The sequence below is a fragment of the Nocardiopsis sp. iso_40 genome (assembly GCF_056173285.1).
Genome location: NZ_CM149666.1, coordinates 1,531,429 through 1,553,721 on the forward strand (window position 1 = coordinate 1,531,429; position 22,293 = coordinate 1,553,721).

Below are 22,293 nucleotides of genomic sequence, written 5' to 3' on the forward strand. Positions count from 1 at the left end.
CTTTCGCGATTTCCCCACCCGTACGTAGCATGCGGCAGATCCATCGCCCGCTCCCCCCAGGTGGTGACAGCACATGCCCCCCTCCCTCCGACTGAGGATCCGCACCGGCGCCGCGGGCGCGGCCCTCGCGGTCGCGGCGTCCACGGCGGCCGCACTGCCGGCCGCGCCGGTCCTGGCCGAACCCGCCTTCGAGGACTACTGCGCGCCCTCCGGCTGCCTCGACGTCCTCCCGCCCGGCCAGAACGGCAGCGCCACCCTGGTCGAGATCCTCGGTCACCAGGCCTTCGGCACCCGGCCCGAGCACTCCTCCAGCCAGCTCGACATGTACGACAACCTCGTGCACCACTACGACGGGCTCACCGACGACGGCCTCGACGCCTTCTTCAACGACGCCACCTTCGGGGTCGGTGATGACGAGGTCGGCCGCGAGTACCGGCCGCGCGAGGACGTCACGATCACCCGCGACTCCCAGCACGGCATCCCGCACATCCAGGGCACCACCCGCGAGGGCACCATGTTCGGCGCCGGGTACGCCGCGGGCGAGGACCGCCTCTTCCTCATGGACGTCCTGCGCCGGGTCGGCCGGGGCGAGCTCACCCCCTTCGCCGGGGGCGCCCCGGGCAACCGCGGCCTCGAACAGGACCTGTGGAACACCGCGCCCTACACCGAGGAGGACAAGCAGGCCCAGATCGACCGGGTCGCGGCCAGCGGTGAACGCGGAGCCCGGGCCCTCGCCGACGTCGACGCCTACCTCGACGGCGTCAACAGCTACATCGACGCGGCCGACAGCGGCCGCTACTTCCCGGGCGAGTACGTCCTGACCGGGCACAAGGACGCCATCACCAACGCCGGGGAGATCGAACACTTCACGCCCACCGACGTCGTCGGGATCGCCGCGATGGTCGGCGGCATCTTCGGCGGCGGTGGCGGCGGCGAGGTCCAGGCCGCGATCGTGCTCGCCAACTTCCAGGACCGCTACGGCGCGCAGGAGGGCGCCGAGCTCTGGCGGGACTGGCGGATGGAAAACGACCCCGAGGCGCTGGTCAGCGTCGACGGCGAGTTCCCCTACGCACAGACCCCCGAGAACCCGGTCGGCGAGGCGGTGCCCGACCCCGGCTCCGTCGAGCCCTACGACATCGTCCACGACGAGTACGGCTCCGCCGCCTCCGACGCGGCCGTGGCCGCACCCCTGGCCGAGCACGCACAGGAGGAGGCGCCCGAGGGTGAGGCGTCCACGGTGGAGGAGCTTCCCGGGGACCAGCGGGCCGAAATCGAGGAGATGGTCGAGGAGGGCGACCTGTCCGCGGCCGAGGGCGTCTTCGACGAGGGCGTCCTGCCGGAGGACTTCCTCGACCCCCGCGGCATGTCCAACGCCCTGCTCGTCTCCGGGGAGCACACCGAGAGCGGCAACCCCGTCGCGGTGATGGGCCCCCAGACCGGCTACTTCTCCCCGCAGCTCCTCATGCTCCAGGAACTCCAGGGGCCCGGGATCAGCGCCCGGGGCGCCTCCTTCGCGGGGGTGAGCTTCTACGTCCAGATGGGCCGCGGCGTCGACTACGCCTGGAGCGCCACCTCGGCGGGTCAGGACATCACCGACACCTTCGCGGTCGAGCTGTGCGAAACCGACGGCTCCGAACCCTCCACCTCCTCGCGCTCCTACGTCGACACGGCCGGGGAGTGCACGGACTTCGAGGAGTTGAGCGTCAGCAACGACTGGTCGCCCAGCGTCGCCGACGGGACCCCGGAGGGCGGTTACACCCTGACCTCCCTGCGGTCCGAGTTCGGCCTGGTGCGGTCGTTCGCCACCGTCGACGGCGCCCCGGTCGCCTTCACCGAACTGCGGTCCACCTACATGCGCGAGGTCGACTCCATCCTCGGCTTCCAGCGGTTCAACGACCCCGGGGAGATCACCTCCGCCGAGACCTTCACCGAGGCGGCCGGGGACGTCGGGTACGCCTTCAACTGGCACTACGTGGACGACGAGGACATCGCCTTCATCAACTCCGGCACCAACCCGGTCCGGGTCGAGGGCACCAACCCGACCCTGCCCATCGACGCCTACTCCGCGTCCGGCTGGTCCGGCTGGGACCCCGCCACCAACGAGGCCGACTACCACCCGCAGGAGGACCACCCGCAGCAGATCAACCCGGACTACATCGTCAACTGGAACAACAAGCCCGCCCAGGGGTACACCTCGCCCTGGGCCACCGGTCCCGTGCACCGGGGCGACCTGTTGGACGCCCGGGTCTCCGGGCTGATCGGGCAGGGGCACCGGTTCACCCCCGCCTCGCTCACCGCCACGATGATGGAGGCCGGGGTCGCCGACCTACGGGCCGAACAGGTCCTCCCGCTGCTGTTGGAGGTCATCGACACCGAGGCGGTGCAGGACCCCGAACTCGCCGGGACGGTGGAGGCCCTGCGCGCCTGGACCGAGTCCGGTTCCCTGCGCCGCGAGCCCCACCGCGACGCCGGATACTACGAGCACGCGGACGCCGCCCGGGTCCTGGACGCCTGGTGGCCGCGGCTGGTCCGGGCCCAGTTCGAACCGGAACTGGGCGAGGACCTGTACACGGAGCTGACCCGCGCCGCCCCGGTCGACGAGTCCCCGTCCGGTGTCGGGCACGTGGGCTCGGCCTTCCAGTACGGCTGGTGGTCCTACGTGCACAAGGACCTGCGCACGGTCCTGGACCGGGACGTGGAGGGCGCGCTCGGCGACGGGGCCTACTGCGGCGGGGGCGACACCGGGTCCTGCCGCACGGTCCTGCTGGACAGCCTCGCCGAGGCGGCGGCGGTCCCCGCGGGCGAGGTCTACCCCGGGGACGGCGTCTGCTCGGCGGGCGACCAGGTCTGCGCGGACTCCGTGGCCCACCAGGCGGTGGGCGGCATCAACATGTGGCCGATCGCCTGGCAGAACCGGCCCACCTACCAGCTCGTCTACCAGTTCTCCGGCGGAAGGTAGCCCGGACCCGGGGACGGCCCCGGGAGGACGCGGCCCGCGGTGCCCCGGCGACGGGGGCGCCGCGGGCCGCGATCGTGTATCCCTTCTCGGGATCTTGTGGTGTGCCGGGTCTGTGTGGGTAGCTTAGGACTACCCGAAACCACAGCGGGAGGGCCACAGGAAATGCCTGCCTGGCTGATCTGGATCATCCTCGCGGCCGCGCTCGGGGCCGCCGAGTTCTTCACCCTGACCTTCGTCCTGGGCCTACTGGCGGCGGCCGCACTCGTCGCCGCGCTCCTTGGTGCCGTCGGACTCCCCGTGGTCGTGCAGGTCATCGGTTTCGCCGCCGCTGCCGCTGCCGGGATCGTCCTGGTCAAACCCATCATGGACCGCCAGCTCACCCGGGGGCCGGACGCCCGTTCCGGCACGGCCGCCCTGGTGGGCCGCTCCGGCGTGGTCCTCCAGGAGGTCGGCGCCGACGACGGCAGGATCAAACTGCAGGGAGAGGAGTGGTCAGCACGCTGTATCGACGAGGACCTCGTGATCCCGGTGGGCGCGCACGTCGACGTCATGGAGATCGACGGCGCCACGGCCGTGGTCTACCCGCGTGAGGCGCTGCCCGAACTGCCCGAACAGAACCGACCGGAACAGAACTGAGCCGGAACACAGTTGCTTTCCCGGACCTAGGCACAGGTGCAGAACATGGAATCTGCCATACCCTTCATCATCCTCGCCGTCCTCCTGGTCGCCGTGGCGTTGTCGGCGATCCGTATCGTCCCGCAGGCGCGGGCGTACAACATCGAGCGCTTCGGCCGCTACATCCGCACCCTCGACCCGGGACTGAACTTCATCATCCCGGGGGTGGACCGGGTCAACACCAAGTTCGACCTGCGCGAGCAGGTCTTCAGCTCGCGTCCGCAGCCGGTGATCACAGAGGACAACCTCGTGGTCAACATAGACACGGTGCTCTACTACCAGATCACCCAGCCCAGGGCCGCCGCCTACGAGGTCGCCAACTACATCCAGGCCATAGACCAGCTCACCGTCACCACGCTGCGCAACGTCATAGGTTCCATGGACCTGGAGAAGACCCTCACCTCCCGGGAGGAGATCAACACCCGGCTGCGCGGGGTCCTGGACGAGACCACCGGCAAGTGGGGCATCCGCATCAACCGGGTCGAGATCAAGGCGATCGACCCGCCGCCCACCATCAAGGAGGCGATGGAGAAGCAGATGCGGGCCGACCGCGACAAGCGCGCGGCCATCCTGCACGCCGAGGGTGAGCGCCAGTCCCGCATCCTCAAGGCCGAGGGCGCCCGCCAGCAGGCCATCCTGGAGGCCCAGGGCGACCAGCAGGCGGCGATCCTGCGCGCCGACGGTGAGGCCAAGGCGATCGAGCGGGTCTTCCAGGCGGTGCACGCCAACAACGCCGACGCCAAGCTGCTCGCCTACAAGTACCTGGAGACGCTGCCGAGCCTGGCCGAGGGCGAGGGCAACACCTTCTGGGTGATCCCGGGTGAGCTGACCGAGGCGGTCAAGAACGTCAGCCACGCCTTCGCCGGCGAGGCCGCCAGCAGCGCCCCCTCCACCACCAAGGAGCAGTCCGGGGAGGACGCCGAGGGGCCGGCGCAGATCACCGGGCCCGACCCGGCGCAGAGCTCCGCTTCGGCGCAGGCGGCGGCGGAGGCCGCCGAGGCCGCGGAACGCGCGGTCGCCGACGCGCGCGACGACGTCCGCCGGGCCGGCGCCCGGATGGGGAGCACCCCGGAGCCGCGTCAGAGCGAGTGAGTGCACGCCCGTTCCGGCGCGCCCCCGCGGGTGCGGTCGGGCGGGACGGACGGGAACGGCGGTGGCCGCCCCGAGGAGGGGCCGCCACCGCCGTTTCGTGTCACACCCTGCCGCGGGTCCTCCGCCCGGGCCGGTCGGTTCAGACCAGCAGCAGCTTGCCGGTGGTGCCCCGGGAGGCGAGGTCGCTCTGCGCCCGGCCGGCCTCGCCGAGCTCGTACCGGCCGCCGATCCGCACGTCCAGGCGGCCCTGTTCCACCAGACCGAACAGGTCGTCGGCGCGTCCCAGCAGCTCCTGGCGGTCGGCCACGAAGTAGGCGAGCGAGGGCCGGGTCAGGTACACCGCTCCGGCCTTGTTGAGCCGCTGCGGGTCCACGGGCTCGACCGGTCCGCTGGACTGCCCGAACAGGGCCAGCACACCGCGCGGGCGCAGGGAGTCCAGGCTGGCGTCGAAGGTGTCCCGGCCGACCCCGTCGTAGACCGCCGCGACGCCCTCGCCCCCGGTGAGCTCGCGCACGGCCGGGGCGACCGGGTCCCGGGTGTAGCGGATGATCTCGTCGGCCCCCGCATCCCGGGCGATCCGCTCCTTGGCGTCGGTGGAGACGGTGCCGATGACCCGGGCGCCGCGTGCCTTGGCCAGCTGGGTCAGGAGCAGCCCGGTCCCGCCGGCCGCGGCGTGCACCAGCACGGTCTCGCCCTCGGCCACCGGGTGCACCGAGTGGGTGAGGTAGTGGGCGGTCATGCCCTGTAGCAGCAGCGCGGCGGCCTGGTCCGCGGAGACCGCGTCGGGCACCGGCACGAGCAGGGACGCCTTCACCACGGCCCGGTCGGCGTACCCGCCCGGGGCCATCGCCCAGCCCACCCGCTGGCCCACCCGCAGGTCGGTGACGCCCTCGCCCAGGGCCGCGACCACACCGGCGGCCTCCATGCCGGGGACGTAGGGGAGGGGTACCTGGTAGGCGCCGCTGCGCTGGTAGAGGTCGATGAAGTTGACGCCCCGGGCCTCGACGTCCACGAGGACCTCGCCCGGCCCCGGTTCGGGAGCCTCGGTCTCGGTCAGCCGCAGGACCTCGGGGCCGCCGTACTCCTCGATCACGATCGCACGCATGGTTCTCCTCAGTTGGTGGCTGGTTCCGGGACCGGTACCGGTCCGGTGTGTGGTTCTCGGTGCGGGTTCGGTGCGGGGCGGAGACGGCGCCCGGGGCCGGCGGGTGTTCAGCCCTCGACGTTGATCCTGTACAGGGCGAAGTCCGTGTACAGGGAGGCGATCGGTTCCGTGCCCGCGCCGGGGCGCATCACGATGCCGACCCGGCGCCGGTCCTCGTCGTCCAGGCCGCTGTCGTCGGGGAGCGGCGGCTCGTCCGTGGCGGAGAGCACGAGTTCGTCGTTGACCCACATGCGCAGGCCCATGAACGGCTCCTCGCCGTCCTCGGCCACGTACTCGCAGGAGAACTTGAGGTTGTTGGTGACCAGGTCGTCGGTTCGCACGTCGTAGGGCAGGCCCTCCACCACGGAGTCCTCGTCGAAGAGGTCGTAGGTCCGGAAGCCCCTGACGTCCGTGGTCTCGGCGATCGCGCTGTTGCCGCTCTCCTCGGTCACCCTGCGGATCTGCGCCTCCTGGCCGTCGAAGCGGAGCAGGGCCTCGTACATGGTGCGCTCGTCCTCGCCGTCCTGGTCCCAGCAGCGCACCCCGAAGTTGCTCTCGCCGGGGCCCTCCAGAGGCGCGAGGTTGGTGCTGATCAGGACGCGGTCCGGGGTCTGCCGGTCGTAGGGGGCCACCGTGCCGCGGGATTCGTAGCGGGTGGGGTCGAGTTGGAACACCATGGCGTTCTGCTCGTTCCAGTAGCCGTCCGAGTCCTCGGGGGCCTCGGGATCGAAGACGCGGCTGTCGGACCAGTCGGGTTCGGTGGCGAAGTCGGTGACGTAGATGCTCGTGGTGTTCTCCGGGGGGTCCTCCGAGCCGGAGAGCAGAACGGTGGCGCCCACACCGACGACCAGCAGGACCGCGGCCGCGGCTCCGCCGACGAGCAGCGCCCTGCGGCGGCCGCCCGGCTCCCTGCCGCCGTTCCGGGCGGTCGGGGGCTGCTGCGGGCCGCTGGGCCCGCCGGGCCCGCTGTGGGCGGCGTGGGCGGGTTGGCCGTGGGGCGGCGACTGACCGTACGGGGCCTGGCCGTGCCGGGCCGCCTGCCCGTACGGGGCCTGGCCGTACTGTGCCTGCCCGTACTGGGGCTGGCCCGGCTGCTGGTACGGCGGGACGGACGGGTGGCCGCCACTCGGCCCCCCGTGGCCGACCGGGCCCTGCGGCACACCCTGCTGGGGGCCGGACTGCGGGGCGTTCGGACGGGGGTACTGCCCCTGGGGGAACGGCTGTCCCTGCTGGACGGTCGGCACCTGCGGCTGCATCTGCCGGGTCGGGGGCACCGGCTCGGCCTGGGTGAGCGCCTGGGTGGGCGGCACCTGCGCGGGTGGGTTCTCCGGCGTGGCCGGGCCCTCGGCGGTCTGCCCCCGCGGCTCCTGCCCGGCGGCTTCCGGCGGTTGCCCGGGCACCGGGGAACTGCTCGGCGGCGCCCACGACGTGGTGATGGTGTGCCGGATCTCCGCCTCCTCGGGATCCTGCTGGCCGGTCAGCCGGGCCAGCAGCTGCTGGGAGGTGGGCCGGTTCCCGGGGTTCTTGTCGAGAGCGGATCCGACCAGGTCCAGCAGGCTCGGGTCGAGACCGTCGAGCCTGGGCGGGGCCGAGGAGATGTTGTGCAGGACCGCGGGGACGGTGGCCGCGTCGAAGGGTGCGCGGCCGGTTCCGGCGAAGGCCACCAGGCAGCCCCAGGCGAAGATGTCGGCCGCGGCCGTGGCCTGCTCGCCCAGGATCAGTTCGGGGGCCATGTAGGAGGGGGTGCCCATGAGCTGGCTGGACCGGGTGACCGCGCCGCCGGAGCCGTCCAGGGCGCGGGCGATCCCGAAGTCGATCACCTTTGGGCCCACGGGGGAGAGCAGCACGTTGGCGGGCTTGAGGTCGCGGTGCACGATCCCCGACCCGTGGATGGCGGTGAGGGCGGCCGCCACACCCATGGCGAGGCCCTCCAGGGTTCCGCCGTGCATCGGCTCGCCGCTGCGGACCGCCTCGTCCAGGTTCGGGCCGGGCACGTACTCGGAGACGATGAACAGCGGTTCGCCCTCCAGGCGGGCGTCGATGACCCCGGCGGTGGAGAAGCGGGCGACCCGGCGCGCGGAGGCGACCTCGCGGGCGAAGCGCATCCGGAAGGACTCGTCGTCGGCCAGGTCGGGGTGGATCAGTTTGACGGCCACGGACCGTTCGGCGGCGTCCTTGGCGAGGTAGACGGTGCCCATGCCGCCGCGTCCCAGGCGACTGACGATGCGGTAACCGTCGAGTTCGCGCGGGTCCCCCGCGCGCAGGGGTTTGCCGCTTTCGTGCCCGTTGGACGTCACAGTTGGGGGTCCCTCGTATGGATCGTGTGCTTCGCGGCTAACAGCGTACCGATGTCGATACGCCCACGTGCTCCGGTGGTTCCCGGTCGTTTCCGGCCGGGATGCGGTTCGGCCGCCGCGGTGGTAACGGCTGGGTGCGCGGTCGGGTCGAGGGACGCACGGGCGGGGCCGTGCGGGCGGTCACTCCCCGACGATCTCGTCGAGCCTGAAGCCCTCGAAGAGGACACGGAGCGGCTTGTTGCTCTGCCCGCGGTCGTAGTGGACGGCCTGGCGCTGGACGACCTGGAGATCCGCGTACTCGTCCGGGTAGGGCTCCTCGTCCGTCGCGCTGACCGCGAGCCGGTCGTTGACCCACAGGCGCAGCTCGGCGACGGGGGCCCCGCCGTCCTGCTCGGAGAACTCACAGGCGAACCTGACGGAGTTGCTGACCGGTTCGGCCTCCTCGGTGTCCCTTCCGCCATCGCCCGCCTCCTGGGTGAGCACGGGATAGGGGTCGAACTCGGCCACGTTCCCGCTGGCCAGGTCGTGGGTCTCCTCGTCGCTCGACCACTTGGAGATGGTGGCCTGGGCGCCGTCCGCGCGCAGCCAGGCCCGGTAGGAGAGCACGTACTCGTGGTCCGGGTAGTCGGGATAGGCGTCCTCGTCCGACAGGTCGGCGTCGGCCGGGTACAGGTACCGGACACAGCGCACCCCGAAGCTGAGGTAGTCGTACCCCTCCTCGACACGGACCCCTGTGCTGATGAGCAGGCGGTCGGCGGAGTGGACCCCCGCCACCGCGGGGGCCCGCCAGTTGCGGCCGCTCGAGGGGTCGGACTCCTGTGCGGGCTCCATGGCCATCATGAGGCCCTCTCCCGGTAGGTAACCGGAGGTGTAGGGGTCCTCCTGCTCGTCGTGGACGTTGTCTCCCCAGTCGGGGTTGGTGGCGAAGTCGCTGCGGTAGAGGTTGCGCAGGTTCTGCGGCGGTTCCTCGTCGCCCGGCAGCAGGGCGTACAGGAGCGCGGCGGCCAGGCCCAGGGCGGCCACACCCGCACCCGCGCCGATCAGCGCCCTGCGGCGGGAGGGCCGCGGGCCCGCGGGCGGAGACTGGTTTCCGGGCGCGGGCGGGGACTGGTCACCGGTCGGGACGGGGTCCGTGGGGGCGGGAGGGGTTTCCGGCGGGGGAGGCGTCCGGTCGCCGGGTGCCGGATGGCCGCTGTCGGCCACTTCACGGTGGCCGACGAGCCGGTCGAGGATCTGTTGGGAGGTGGGCCGCCGCGCGGGTTCCTTGTCCAGGGCCGCGGTCACCAGGGGGAGGAGTTTCGGGTCGAGCCCCGTCAACCGGGGCGCGGCGGTGGAGATGTTGTGCAGGACCGCGGGGACGGTGGCCGCGTCGAAGGGTGCGCGGCCGGTTCCGGCGAAGGCCACCAGGCAGCCCCAGGCGAAGACGTCGGCCGCCGGGGTCGCCCGCTCGCCGTGCAGCAGTTCGGGGGCCATGTAGGAGGGGGTGCCCATGAGCTGGCTGGACCGGGTGAGGTCGTCGCTCCCCTCCAGGGCGCGGGCGATCCCGAAGTCGATCACCTTGGGACCCACGGGGGAGAGCAGCACGTTGGCGGGCTTGAGGTCGCGGTGCACGATCCCCGACCCGTGGATGGCGGCCAGCGCGGCGGCCACGCCCACCGCCACGCTCTCCAGCGTGCCGCCGCTCATCGGGCCCTGCCGGCGTACCGCCCGGGCCAGGTCGGGGCCCTGGATGTACTCCGAGACCACGAAGAGGGGTTCGCCCTCCAGGCGGGCGTCGATGACCCCGGCGGTGGAGAAGCGGGCGACCCGGCGGGCGGAGGCGACCTCGCGGGCGAAGCGCAGCCGGAAGGACTCGTCCTCGGCCAGGTCCGGGTGGATGACCTTCAGGGCGACCTGAGCACCGGAGGGTGCCTGCGCCAGGTGGACGGTGCCCATACCGCCGCGTCCGAGGCGGCGCAGGATCCGGTACCCGCCCAGTTCGCGCGGGTCGTCCGGATGCTGTGGGGCGGGGTTGTCGTGCCCGTTCGACATGGGGTCCTCATGGGGGTCGAGGGGTGTGCGGGGCCCGGGAGGTGGGGCGATGGGACGGCTGCGGGGTGGCGGCCAGAATACCGAGTCCGGGGCGGGGCCCGGGGCCGGTGGCCCTGCCGGCTCCGGGCAGGCGGGGCCGCTACCGCTGTCACTGGTGGTGATGCCGAAAGCGCGGAAACAGTTCCACGGGCCCCCTGCCTTCGCTAGTATTCGAATGCACGTTCGAAAGCCTGGCCGTACTTCCCCACGGGCAGGCCAGCCGGTGGTGTGCCCGCGCACGCGTCCGGACGCCAGACACAGGGAACGGTCGATGCTGGGGAGAGCTGTCGTGGGGCGGTACTACGGGGCGGAGGTCACGGTCGTCGAGGCTGACGGGCGGCCCAGCCGGTTCACCTGGAACGGCAGGGTGTACGGGATACGCAGGATCATCGACCACTGGGTGACCCTGCGCGGCGGCTGGACCCCGGGCTCGGGCTCCCAGGTGCCCGAGCACAGGCACTGGCGGGTGGAGGCCGGTTCGGCCTACGCGCAGGGCGTGTACGAACTGCGCCACGACACCGCGACGGGCGGGTGGCTGCTCTCCCGGGTGTGGGGTTGAACCTCCGACGGGGCCGCCCGGGGACCACACGGGGCCGGGTACGGCCGGCGGCCCGTCACACCCGGGCAGCCGACGGGTCCTGGGGCCGCACGTCCGAGGGGACGAGGCCGAACACCGCGAGGTCGGAACGGCCCTCGTGCAGCGGCATCGCGTTGCGTTCGGTGCCCTCCCGGACGAACCCGGCCGACTCCGCCACCCGGCACGATCCGGTGTTGGCCGTGGCGGCCTTGAGCTCCACCCGCTGGAACCCCTGGTCCAGGGCCCACCGGGAGACGGCGACCACGGCCTCGGCGGCGTACCCGCGGCCCCGGCCCCACGGCGAGACCCAGTAGCCGATCTCGGTCACCATGGCGGGCCACTGCGTGCGCATCAGCGCCACCGAACCGGTGAACCTGCCGCTCTCCCGGTCCACCATCGCCCAGTGCTGGCCGTCACCGCCGGTGCGGATGGCCGGGGCGACGTTCAGGCAGAAGTGTTCGGCCGTCTCCCGGGTGTACTCCCGCCCCGGGGCGGGGAGCGGGATCCACCTCTGCAACTCGGGGTCCACACACGAGGTGTACACGTCTTCGATGTCGCGTTCGAGCAGGGAACGCAGGCGCAGCCGATCGGTCTCCAGGATGACCGCGGGCATGATCGGAGCGCTCTGGACGGTGGCCATGACGGGTGTTCCCTCTGTGCTTCGGACTGCGGGCATCGCGCTGGGGTGCGATCACGATACGCGCCCCGCCGGTGTGCGCGGCCGCCGGGGCCCTCCGCGCCGAAGCCGCAGCGGGGCCCTGCGGGAGCGCCCGCGCCGCGGTCCGTCACCGCGCCTCCCCCGTACCGTCCGCGGCACGGGGGTGTCGGCGCCCCGGCTCAGAGCCAGCCGTCGACGACCCGTTGCCGGATCACCGTGTCGAACGCCTCCGCGAAGGCGTTGCCCGGGCACTCGGTGTCCAGCCAGTCCCGGTGCCGCGCCACCGCCTCCTGCGGGGTCACCGACCCGGTGACCGGGTTCACGTACTCGATCCGTTCGGCCGGGTCCACGCCCGTCAGCGCGCACAGCACCCGCAGAACGTCCACGAGCGAGTCCCGGGCCGCCCGGGTGGGGAGCTCCCCGGTGAAGTCGCCGAGCAGACACACCCCGATGTTGGCGTGGTTGAACCCGAACGCGTGCCCGGCCGTCACCGACCTCGCCAGACCGGGCAGCGGCAGCCCGTCGAAGACCGGCAGGCCGCCGCCGGAGTGGCGCCCCTCGTACACCGTGCCCCGGGGGTCGACCAACAGGTGGTAGCCGATGTCGCCCCAGCCCTGTTCGGCCGCGTGCAGGTGGTACACCGCCCGTACGTCCGCGGCGTGGTCGCCGGTGGTCGCCATCGCCGTGTGGTGCACGGTCAGCGCCTGGACCCGGTGGAACTCGGCGGGCCACAGGTCGTTGCCCTCCTCGTCGAAACGCAGTGACTCGTCGGCGCCCCACCCCGCCCGGGTGCGAACACGCAGCGCCGAACCCCCGGAGAGCGTCGAGACCCCCTGGTCCCGTGCCGAGAGCGACACCCGCTCCCGGCCGCCGAACCGCAGCTCCTCGCCGTCGCGCACGTTCACGGCGGCCAGGTCGGCGCCGTCCGCGCCGCGCACCTGGTAGCCGACCGCTCCCTCGGGTGCCCGCACCAGCGCGGAGGCCGACGGCGGCAGGTGCTCGGGGCCGCCGGTGTGCGGGTGCAGGTCCTGCCAGCCGCCCAGAACCCCGTCGGCGGTCTCGAAGCGCACGGCGGCGGCCTCGGAGCCCCGGGCGAGGCCCTCGGGGCGGTGGGCGACGGAGACGAGGTCGAAGCGGTGCTCGGGGCGCACGACCGCGCCGGTGGCGGTGGCCCGCTCGGCCAGGACCCTGGGGGCGGTGCGGGTGTCCGAGGCCGCGGCCGGGGCGGCCGGGGCGGGAGCGAGCGCGCTCAGGCCCGCCGCCGCGGTGGCACTGGTCAGGAAGGTACGCCGACGCATGGGTGATCCGTTCCGTTCTGGGGTGTTTCCCGGGACAGGGGGTGCGGGCACCGGAACAGAGTGCCACAGGGGTGTGACCCAAAGCACTCCCCGTGTGGGGGTCGTGGTGCCGTAGTGCGCTTTGGCTCCCGTCCGAAAACCCGCTGGTCACAGTGGTCTCCTGAGCCACGACAACCTCTCGGGACACGAGTTCCCCAGGGGCGCGCGGCACGGTCCGCGCCGACGAGGCGGCGCCGGAGCCGACCCCGGTGGCCAGCGCGCGGCCGTGCGGACTCTGGCACAGTTGGTCCTGACTTGAGGACCCCGGTGTTCGTACCGGGGCAGGCTGCGCCCCGGGCCGGGGGACCCGTGTGAGCGGTGCGGACACCGCGGACTACGCTGGGCCGGATCCATGCCGGACCAGGTGGAAACGGGCAGCCCACAGGCCTCTTGAACCTTCGGGAGCGATCATGACCGACGATGACCGCGAGGACGCCCGCCGCGGCGACCAGGAGGGTGCGCGATGGCGTGGAAACCGTCCCGCGCCCGGCCTGGGCCCGGGACTGGGCGGCCTCCTGGACGGACTGCCGGAGAGCGGTAGGGGAACCCGGACGGGTCAGGAGCAGGAGCCGAGGGCCGCTGCTCCGGGCAACCCCTTCCGACGCCCCCTCCACGAGCCGGAGACACCGCCCGCTCCGCCCGAGCCGCCGCGCCCCGAGGCCGGGGCCGAGACTCCCGCGCAGCCCGAACAGCCGGGGGAGCAGCCCCCGGCCCCCTTCGCGCGGACCTCCGCCCCGGCGGCCCCCGTGAACGAACCCCGGCTCAACGTCATCCCCTTCCGAGGGGGTCCCCGGGACACCGCGGCCCAGCAGCCCGAACCCCAACAGCCCGAACCCCAGGCCGGGCCGACCCACCCGGCCGGGACCCGCGAGTCCGCGCCCGCCGACCCCGCCCACGCGGACGAGAACCCCATCACCACCGAACCGAAGCAGAGCGAGACCGTGCACGCACACGAAGCAGCGGCGCCCCTCCCGGAGCCGCAGCACACCGGACCGCAGCAGCGGGCCGAACCGGAGGAGACCCGGCCGCCCGAGGAGGACCGGCCCCGGCCTGTCCAGGCCGCCCCGGCACCCGCCGACGACGCCTGGGGCCTCGGCGGCCACGCCTTCGACGACGCCGAGCGCGCCGCCGTCTACCGCGCCATCCGCGAACGCCGCGACGTCCGCGCGGGCTTCCGGCCCGACCCGGTCCCCGCCGACGTGCTCACCCGAGTCCTGGAAGCCGCCCACCAGGCGCCCAGCGTCGGGCACACACAGCCGTGGGACTTCCTGGTGGTGGAGGACCGGGAACTGCGTTCGCGGGTGCGCGACCTCGCCCGCGACGAGCGCGACACCCGCTCCCGGGCCCGCCCCGGCCCCCGCGCACACGCCTTCTCCGGCCTCAAGGTCGAGGCCGTCCTGGAGAGCCCGCTCAACATCGCCGTCACCGTCGACCCGAGCAGGGGCGCGCACGGCGCGGGCCGGCACTCCCGGCCCGCCTCCTACTCCGCCGCGCTCGCCGTCGAGAACCTGTGGCTGGCCGCCAGGGCGGAGGGGCTCGGGGTCGGCTGGGTCGCCGTCGCCGACGAGCGCGAGGTCGCCGGAGCCCTCGAACTCCCCTCCCACCTCGAAGTCGTCGCCTACCTGTGCGTCGGCTACGTCGAGGAGTTCCCCACCGAACCCGAGCTCGGCCTCGGCGGCTGGGCGAAGGGACGCCCCCTGTCCTGGGCGGTGCACCGCGACCGCTACGGTCGCCGCGGTCTGCCCGGCCACGAGCCGACCACCCTGCTGGAGGAGACCATCGCCGCCATCGGAGCGCTCAACGCCCGAGCCGTGGAGGAGGCGAGAGACCGGCAGGCCCGGATGACCAAGCCCCAGGGCTCCCTCGGGCTTCTCGAAGAGGTTTCGGTCCGGCTGGCCGGGCTGGCGGGGGAGTGCCCGCCGCCGGTGCCCGAACCCGCCGCCGTGGCGGTCTTCGCCGGTGACCACGGGGTGTACGCCCAGGGGGTGACCTCCTGGCCGCAGGAGGTCACCGCGCAGATGGTGCAGAACTTCCTCGACGGCGGGGCCGTGGTCAACGCCTTCGCCGAGCAGGTGGGCGCCGAGGTGACCGTGGTGGACGTCGGCGTGGTCGGCGACCTGCCCGGGGCGGCCGGACTGCTGCCCCGCAAGGTCGCCCGGGGGACCGCGGACTTCACGCAGGGACCGGCGATGACCCGCGACCAGGCGCTCCAGGCACTGGAGGGCGGTGTCGAGGTCGCCCGGGACCTGGTCTCGGCGGGCAACCGCTGCCTGGTAACCGGAGACATGGGGATCGGGAACACCACCCCCGCCGCGGCTCTGGTCTGCGCCTTCACCGGGGCGGACCCGTCCGTGGCGACCGGGCGCGGGACCGGGGTGGACGACGCCACCTACGAGAACAAGGTGAAGGTGGTGCGCCGGGCGCTGGAGGCCAACCCGGTGGACCCGGAGGACCCCATCGGTACGCTCGCCGCGCTCGGCGGACTGGAGCACGCCGCGCTGGCCGGGTTCATCCTCGGCGGTGCGGCGCTGCGGGTGCCGGTGCTGCTGGACGGGGTGATCGCCGGTTCGGCCGCGCTGGTCGCCGCCGCGGTCTCCCCGGAGTCGGTGAGCGCCTGCTTCGCCGGGCACCGTTCCGCCGAACCCGGCCACGGGGTGGCGCTGGAGCACCTGGGCCTGACCCCGCTGGTGGACCTGTCGATGCGCCTCGGGGAGGGTTCGGGGGCGCTGCTGGCGCTGCCGCTGCTGCAGGGCTCGGCGCGGGCGCTGCGCAACGTGGCCACCTTCGACACGGCCGGTGTGTCCACCGCCCGGTAGGGGCACGGCCCCGAAGGGGACGAACGACGGGCCCCGACCGCCGCGGTCGGGGCCCGGGGGTGGATGCGTCCTGGGTCACGCCCTTCGGGGCTCGCCCCTTTACCGCGATGTAACACCGCTTTGACAAGGTAATTTGGAGCAATCGCCGAATATCGCCGGCGGCGCGCAGGGGCCTGTCCCCCACGCGTGCACCCCGCCGTCGAAGCCGGGGGCCGGTGCGGACGACCGAAGGGGTGCGATCCGTGACCTATCTCCTTGGCTTGCGTATGCGGGACCGTGACGTCCTCGTCGTCGGAGGCGGAAGGGTGGCCCAACGCCGGGTCCCCGTCCTGCTCGGGGCCGGCGCCCGCGTCACCCTCATCTCTCCGCAGGTGTCCGCCGCGCTCGAGGACCTCGCCGACGCCGGGCACCTGACCTGGCTCCGCCGCCCCTGGGAGCCGGGTGACGTCCGCGGCCCCGAGGCTCCCCTCTTCTGGCTCGTGCACGCGGCCACGGACTCCCCGGAGGTCAACGCGGCCGTCGCCGAGGAGTCCGAGCAGGCCCGGATCTGGTGCGTGCGCGCGGACGACCGGCACGCCTCCTCCGCGTGGACCCCCGCCAGCGGCTCCGCCAACGGCATCACGGTCGGCGTGGTCGCCTCGGGCGACCCGCGCCGCTCCGCCGGTCTGCGCGACGCCGTCATCGACGGACTGGCCGACGGCACCCTGGACGCCCGGCGCGGCCGTGAACGCCTGCGCGGCGTCGCCCTGGTCGGCGGCGGCCCCGGCGACCCAGGCCTCATCACGGTCCGGGGCCAGCAGCTGCTGTCCCAGGCCGACGTGGTGGTCGTGGACCGCCTCGCGCCGACCTCCCTCCTGGACCGCCTTCCCGCGGACGTCGAGATCGTGGACGCCTCGAAGATCCCCTACGGCCGCTCCATGGCGCAGGAGGAGATCAACTCCGTCCTCGTCGAGCGCGCCAGGGAGGGCAAGTTCGTGGTCCGCCTCAAGGGCGGCGACTCCTTCCTCTTCGGCCGGGGCGGTGAGGAGGCCGCGGCCTGCGCGGCCGCCGGGATCCCCGTGACCGCCGTCCCCGGTGTCACCAGCGCCCTGGCCGCACCCGCCAGCGCCGGCATCCCCGCCACGCACCGGGGCGTCTCCCAGGACGTGCACATCGTCTCCGCGCACGTCGCCCCGGGTGACGGCCGCTCCACGGTCGACTGGGCCGGGCTGGCCCGGGCCGACGGCACCGTGGTCGCCCTCATGGGCGTGCAGCGGATCGAGGCCATCACCGACGCCCTGATCGAGCACGGCCGGTCCCCGCAGACCCCCGTCGCGGTGGTCCAGGAGGCGACTCTGCCGGGTCAGCGGACGGTGACGGGTACGCTGGCGGACATCGCCGACTCGGTCCGAGCGGCCCAAGTCCGGCCCCCCGCCGTGGTGATCATCGGAGAAGTGGTCAAAACAGCGCGGGATCTTGACATACTGCACACGGGAGCCCAGGTCGAGATCGATCGAATGGCGACCGGGCGCGATCTCCACTAGGACCTCCGGCGGCGGCGCACGCCAGGGGCCGACGGGGGAACCTCAGTACCGGTAACGGGCCCCTCCCGGCGGAGGGGTATCCGCCCCAGACACTCGATGAGGAGGGCATACCGATCATGACCCGGCCGTCGGCCGCACCGGACGCCTCGGGCGCCGGTGCCTCGGACCGGTTCGGAACCGGACCGGACGCCACCTCCGCCCAGCCCGCCGCCGCGGGCGCCCAAGCCGCGCCCCGACCCGGCGGGACCGAAGGCGGACGCCGGGGGCCCACGGTCCCCGTGTCCGCCGGACCGGCCAAGCACCGGGCCCCCACGAACGAGGACGACCGCTTCGAACAGGTCCTGGAGTCCCTGCGCAGGCAGATCCGCGACCTCGCCTTCGCCGAGGGGCTGGCCGGGGCCGAGGAGGGCAGGGCGCTTCAGGAGGACGTCCTGGCCCAGCTCTCCGACTACGTCCTGCCCCGTGTGCGCCGCCCCGACATCCCCCTGCTCATCGCCGTCGCCGGTTCCACCGGCGCGGGCAAGTCCACCCTGGTCAACAGCCTGGTCGGTGAGCAGGTCACCACCACCGGCGTGCGTCGGCCCACCACCAACAGCCCTGTGCTGGCCTGCAACCCCGCCGACGTGGACTGGTTCAGCGAGGCCTCCTTCATCCCCTCCCTGCCCCGGGTGCGCCAGCAGGGCCTGGCCATGCCGGGCAAGGACGGCATGCTGGTGCTCGCCGCCACCGAGGCCATGCCCCCGGGTGTGGCGCTCCTGGACACCCCCGACGTCGACTCCGCCGTGGCCGCCCACCACGAGTTCGCCGCCAAGTTCCTGGACGCCGCCGACCTGTGGGTGTTCGTCACCACCAGCGGCCGGTACGCGGACGCGCGCGTGTGGGAGTTCCTCCAGGTGGCCCGGGACCGGGACACCTCGCTGGCCGTCGTGCTGTCCCGGGTCCCCCGCAAGGGCCGCCGCCAGCTCCTGGACCACTTCGGCGCGATGCTGGAGGCCAACGGCCTGGGCAACGCCGCCCGCTTCGCGATCCCCGAGACCGACCAGATCGAGGGCGAACGCTTCACCTCCAACGTCGCCGACCACATCCGCGAGTACCTGGCGGACGTGGCCGGGGAGGCCGGACAGCGCGACCGGGTCTCCCGGCGCACCTTCATCGGTGTCATCGACAGCTTCCGCACCCGTGTCCCCGAACTCGTCCGCCAGGTCGAGGCGCAGATCGAGACCGGGCGTTCCCTGGGCGCCGTCGTGGACGACGCGTACGCGGGAGCGGCCGCGCGTATCGACACCGCCCTGGGCGACGGCACCCTGCTGCGCGGCTCCCTCCTGGCCCGCTGGCAGGAGGTCGCGGCCAGCGGTGAGCTCGCCAAGAGCCTGCGCCTGCGCGGCAGGCGCGCCCGCAAGGGCCGTGCCGAACAGGCCGAGCGCGGACAGCGGGTCAGCGCCCTGGAACGGGCCGTCCGCGACGCTCTGGAGGCCCTGGTGGTCTCCGCCGAGGAGCGGGCCTCGGAACAGGTCGAACAGCGCTGGCGGGAGGTGCCCGGCGGTGCCGCACTGGCCGACAGGGCCCTCGACCAGCCCGGATCGGGCACGCTCGCCAAGCAGCTCCGCCAGGAGATCACCGAGTGGCAGCGGGAGGTCGCGGAGATGACCGCGGCCAACGGCGCCACCAAGCGGTCGGTGGCCCGCTTCGTCACCTTCGACCACGACATCGTCGCCCTGGTCATGATCATCGACCTGCTCGGTTACGAACGATCCAACTCCGGAGGCGGCGCCCACGCGGCCGACGCCTCCGGTCCGTCCCCGCAGCGCCTGCTCAAGGGGTTGTTCGGCGCCCAGTCGTTGCGCAGCATCGGCGGGAGCGCACGGGAGAACCTGCGCCAGCGTGTCCTCGGGCTGCTCTCCCACGAGCGCACGCCCTTCGACCACGCCCTGGCCGCGGCGGGCATCCCGTCCGAGGACAGCGCCGTCCAGCTCTATCAGGCCACGTACAACCTTGAGATTGCACGATGACGACTCAGTGGAACTCCCCCCGCGCGGGGGACGCCGACCACGGGGAGCCCCGGGCCGAGGGCGAGGAGCGCGAGAGCGGACCCGCCGCGTCCGGACCCTGGAACGACGAACCCGGCCGGGGGGCCGCCTCCCCCGCTCCGTCCGGGGGCCCAGCCTCCTACGAGAGCAGCCCCTGGCGCGGCTACACCATGCCGGTGCCGGAGCATCCCGAGCACGCCGAGGAGCGTGAACGGGCCGCGGAGGAACCGCCCGCCCACGAGCCCCCGGCCTACGACGGGATCGCCGGGTACCCGGACCCCTCCGGAGCCGGGGCGGCGCAGAACGCCCCCCAGCAGGCCCCGGAAACCGTCACGGACGCCTCCACCCGGCCGGAACCCCATCCGGAGTCGGCGGAGGCCGCCAAGGCCCGGCAGCGGCGTTTCGGACGCCACGCCCGCGCCTGGGCGGACGCCGAGGGGGAGCGGCGCCGCCAGGGGCACACCGAGCGGGAGGACGACCCCGACGGCCTCGCGGGGTGGGTCGGCAGCCTTACCGAGGCCGCTGACGACACCCGCATCGCCGGTCGCAGCACCGGCAGCTTCCCGGTGGTCACCCCGGAGACCGAGCGCCCCGCGGATCGGGCGGCCGACCCGGCGGCGGAACAGCCCGACCGGAGCGCTCCGGAAGGCCCCGAGGCCGAGGAGGCGCCCCGGCGCCACACCCGGCGCCCGGCGCCCGGCGCCACGCGTACACCGGCCACCGCCACCTGGGTGCCCAGCCCGGAACAGGACGAGCGGGACGGGGGGGAGGACGGGGGACACGCTCCCGGGGCGGCCTCGGAGCCCGAGCGCACCGAGGCAGCCGGCCCGGCGGGCCCGGTCGCGGAGACCGGTGCCGGGGGACCGCACGGCGGCACGGACGAGGACCCGCCGCCCCTGCCCCGCAGGATCCCCGGACCCTCCGCGGTCTCGGGGTCCTTCCGGGCGGTCGGCGCCGAGACCCCCGCGCCCGGGACGGAAACCGCGCCCGGTACGGAACCCGGAGCCGCCCCCGAGCGGGACGCCCGGTCCGCGTACGAACGGGAGGACACCGCCTCGGAGGAACCCGAGGAGGAGTACCGCCCCACCACCCACGACCACTGGCAGCCCACCAGCACCACCAGCCGGGCCGAGCTCATCGAGCGGTTGGACGCCCTGAGCACCCTCGTCGAACTCGGCCGGGAGGACCTGCCCGAGGAGGTCCTGGGCCGGGCCGGGCAGTTGCTCGACCACGCCGGGGCGCGTCTGCGCCTGTCCGGCGAACACACGGTCGTGGCCCTGGCCGGAGGCACCGGAAGCGGAAAGTCCTCCCTGTTCAACGCCCTGTGCGGGCTCGAACTCTCGCAGACCGGAGTCACCCGCCCCACCACCTCCAAGGCACACGCCTGTGTGTGGGGGCACGAGGGCGCCGACGCGCTCCTCAGCTGGCTGGGGGTGCCCACCCGGTACCGCCACTCGCGCACCAGCGTCCTGGACTCGGGCAACTCCGAGCTGACCGGCCTGGTCCTGCTCGACCTCCCCGACCACGACTCGGTCCGCAGCATGCACACCGCCGAGGCCGACCGTCTCATCGGTTCCGTGGACCTGCTCGTGTGGGTGCTCGACCCGCAGAAGTACGCCGACGCGGCCGTGCACCACCGCTACCTGGCCAAGATGGCCGGGCACGGCGCGGTCACCGTCGCCGTCCTCAACCAGGTCGACAAGGTCGCGTCGGACGAGCTCGAGGAGCTCCTCACCGACCTGCGCCGCCTCCTGGAGTCGGAGTCGGGCGTGCACCCGCGGGTGATCACCACCTCCACCGTGACCGGCCAGGGCGTTCGCGACGTGCGCGACTTCCTGAGCGAGACGGTCACCGAGCGGCACGCCCTGGTGGACCGGCTCGTCGCCGACCTCGACCAGGTCATCGTGCCGTTCGAGGAGTTCTACGGCGACAGGGAGGTCCCCGAGACGGTGTCCGTGCAGACACGGTCCCGGGTCCGGGAGGGGCTGGCCAACGCGGCCGGCGTCACCGCCGTCGCCGACGTGGTGGAGACCAACGACGTACGCAGGGGCAAGCGACGCGTCGGCTGGCCGGTGGCCCGCTACGTCGCCAAACTCCGCAAGGATCCCCTCGCCACCGTGCAGTTGGACTTCCTGCGCCGTGACGAACCGGGTGTCGGCGGCCGGGTCGACGCGCACGAGGCCGAGCTGGAGACGTCCCTGGGAGAGGCCGCGGACGAGGTGTCCGAGGGGATGCCCGGCCCGTGGCGCCGCCGGATGCGGGCGGCGGCTCGCAGCGGTGCCGCCGAACTCCCCGCCGAACTGGGTGAGGCGGTCGCCGGTGCGGTCGGTGACCCGGACCGCAGCCCGTCGTGGTGGCGGTTGGCCCGGACGGTGCAGTACTCGCTGCTGGCCGTGGCCGGGGCGGGGTTCGCCTGGGCGCTGCTGTCCCTGTTGAGCTGGCTCGGGGGCGGTATCACCGGCCTGCGGATGTTCGACGACCCGATCTTCATCGCCTACTCGGGTGCCGTGGTCGGCGCCGGCCTCCTGGTGGGCTGGCTGACCGGGGTGGGCTGCGGAAACCTCGTGGAGGTCGCCGCCGTCCAGCGCCGGGAGAGCGTGGAGCGCGCCGCTCAGGAGCGCGTTCGGGAGATCGCGGTCCTGCGGGTGGTCGCTCCGATGGAGGAGGAACTGGCGCGCTACCGGGCCTTCCGGGCCGCCTACGAGGTGGCGCGGATCCGGGACTGACGGAACCGCCGCCGGAGCGGGCCGCACTCACGGGACGCCCACGGGAGCGTACGAACCACAGGAGTACACGAACACAGCGAAGGCCGGCCGGGTCGAGACCCGGCCGGCCCGGACCGGGGACGGGCCGCCTGTCGGTGGCCCGTCCCCGCTCGTGTCAGGAAGAGGGGACTACAGCCAGTGAAGGACCTTCTTGGCCATGTGTTGCTCCTTGGTTCGAGTGCTGAGTGCTGACGGGCGTCGAGCGGCCGGTACGACAGACGGACGGACGAACCGGACCAGATTTCTGGCCGAAACCGTCGGCGCCCTCTGGCAGGATGCCCTAAATCGTGACGCCAACCAACCCCCTCTGGAACAGAGGGTGATGGCTGCGGTAGCCTCGGCCTGCAAGGCAC

General features: G+C 73.4%; 13 protein-coding genes. 8 read left to right on the forward strand and 5 right to left on the reverse strand.

What is annotated here, in order from left to right; all coding sequences use genetic code 11:
* Positions 1 to 73: 73 nt before the first annotated feature.
* From AC0VYD_RS06740 to AC0VYD_RS06750, 3 genes are all read left to right on the forward strand, one after another.
* Positions 74 to 2,959, forward strand: a complete 2,886-nt coding sequence (locus tag AC0VYD_RS06740; RefSeq protein WP_475479088.1) for a penicillin acylase family protein — start codon at positions 74 to 76, stop codon at positions 2,957 to 2,959.
* Between the two features lie 162 nt (positions 2,960 to 3,121).
* Entirely contained in the window at positions 3,122 to 3,595 is a 474-nt protein-coding gene (locus tag AC0VYD_RS06745) for an NfeD family protein (protein ID WP_475479089.1), read from the forward strand.
* Between the two features lie 45 nt (positions 3,596 to 3,640).
* Positions 3,641 to 4,726 (forward strand): SPFH domain-containing protein, encoded by a 1,086-nt coding sequence (locus AC0VYD_RS06750; protein WP_475479090.1) that lies wholly within the window; start codon positions 3,641 to 3,643, stop codon positions 4,724 to 4,726.
* A gap of 139 nt (positions 4,727 to 4,865) precedes the next feature.
* On the opposite strand, the gene AC0VYD_RS06755 is transcribed toward AC0VYD_RS06750, so the two are convergent.
* From AC0VYD_RS06755 to AC0VYD_RS06765, 3 genes are all read right to left on the reverse strand, one after another.
* Entirely contained in the window at positions 4,866 to 5,831 is a 966-nt protein-coding gene (locus AC0VYD_RS06755; protein ID WP_475479091.1) for a quinone oxidoreductase family protein, read from the reverse strand.
* A 107-nt stretch (positions 5,832 to 5,938) separates the two neighbouring features.
* Positions 5,939 to 8,167, reverse strand: coding sequence for a protein kinase domain-containing protein (locus tag AC0VYD_RS06760; protein WP_475479092.1), 2,229 nt, complete (start codon positions 8,165 to 8,167; stop codon positions 5,939 to 5,941).
* A gap of 180 nt (positions 8,168 to 8,347) precedes the next feature.
* Positions 8,348 to 10,198, reverse strand: coding sequence for a serine/threonine-protein kinase (locus tag AC0VYD_RS06765; RefSeq protein ID WP_475479093.1), 1,851 nt, complete (start codon positions 10,196 to 10,198; stop codon positions 8,348 to 8,350).
* 310 nt (positions 10,199 to 10,508) lie between these two features.
* Here AC0VYD_RS06765 and AC0VYD_RS06770 point away from each other — a divergent pair, with 310 nt between their 5' ends.
* Positions 10,509 to 10,796: a DUF6504 family protein gene (locus AC0VYD_RS06770; protein WP_473036094.1), complete on the forward strand. Its 288-nt coding sequence runs from the start codon at positions 10,509 to 10,511 to the stop codon at positions 10,794 to 10,796.
* 55 nt (positions 10,797 to 10,851) lie between these two features.
* On the opposite strand, the gene AC0VYD_RS06775 is transcribed toward AC0VYD_RS06770, so the two are convergent.
* Together AC0VYD_RS06775 and AC0VYD_RS06780 are read right to left on the reverse strand one after the other, a co-directional pair.
* A complete protein-coding gene (locus AC0VYD_RS06775) occupies positions 10,852 to 11,454 on the reverse strand; it encodes a GNAT family N-acetyltransferase (protein WP_475479094.1) in 603 nt (200 codons plus the stop codon).
* A gap of 197 nt (positions 11,455 to 11,651) precedes the next feature.
* Complete coding sequence (locus tag AC0VYD_RS06780; protein ID WP_475479095.1) at positions 11,652 to 12,770, reverse strand: peptidoglycan recognition protein family protein; 1,119 nt, start codon at positions 12,768 to 12,770, stop codon at positions 11,652 to 11,654.
* A 449-nt stretch (positions 12,771 to 13,219) separates the two neighbouring features.
* Between AC0VYD_RS06780 and cobT the strand changes: the two genes are divergently transcribed.
* From cobT to AC0VYD_RS06800, 4 genes are all read left to right on the forward strand, one after another.
* Entirely contained in the window at positions 13,220 to 15,625 is a 2,406-nt protein-coding gene (gene cobT / locus AC0VYD_RS06785) for a nicotinate-nucleotide--dimethylbenzimidazole phosphoribosyltransferase (protein ID WP_475479096.1), read from the forward strand.
* 242 nt (positions 15,626 to 15,867) lie between these two features.
* On the forward strand, positions 15,868 to 17,148 hold the full coding sequence (gene cobA / locus AC0VYD_RS06790) for a uroporphyrinogen-III C-methyltransferase (RefSeq protein WP_475479097.1): 1,281 nt from the start codon (positions 15,868 to 15,870) through the stop codon (positions 17,146 to 17,148).
* Between the two features lie 116 nt (positions 17,149 to 17,264).
* A complete protein-coding gene (locus AC0VYD_RS06795; RefSeq protein WP_475479098.1) occupies positions 17,265 to 19,157 on the forward strand; it encodes a dynamin family protein in 1,893 nt (630 codons plus the stop codon).
* Positions 19,154 to 21,901, forward strand: a complete 2,748-nt coding sequence (locus AC0VYD_RS06800) for a GTPase (RefSeq protein ID WP_475479099.1) — start codon at positions 19,154 to 19,156, stop codon at positions 21,899 to 21,901. Before AC0VYD_RS06795 ends, AC0VYD_RS06800 begins: the two co-directional genes overlap by 4 nt.
* The last annotated feature ends 392 nt before the right edge of the window (positions 21,902 to 22,293 follow it).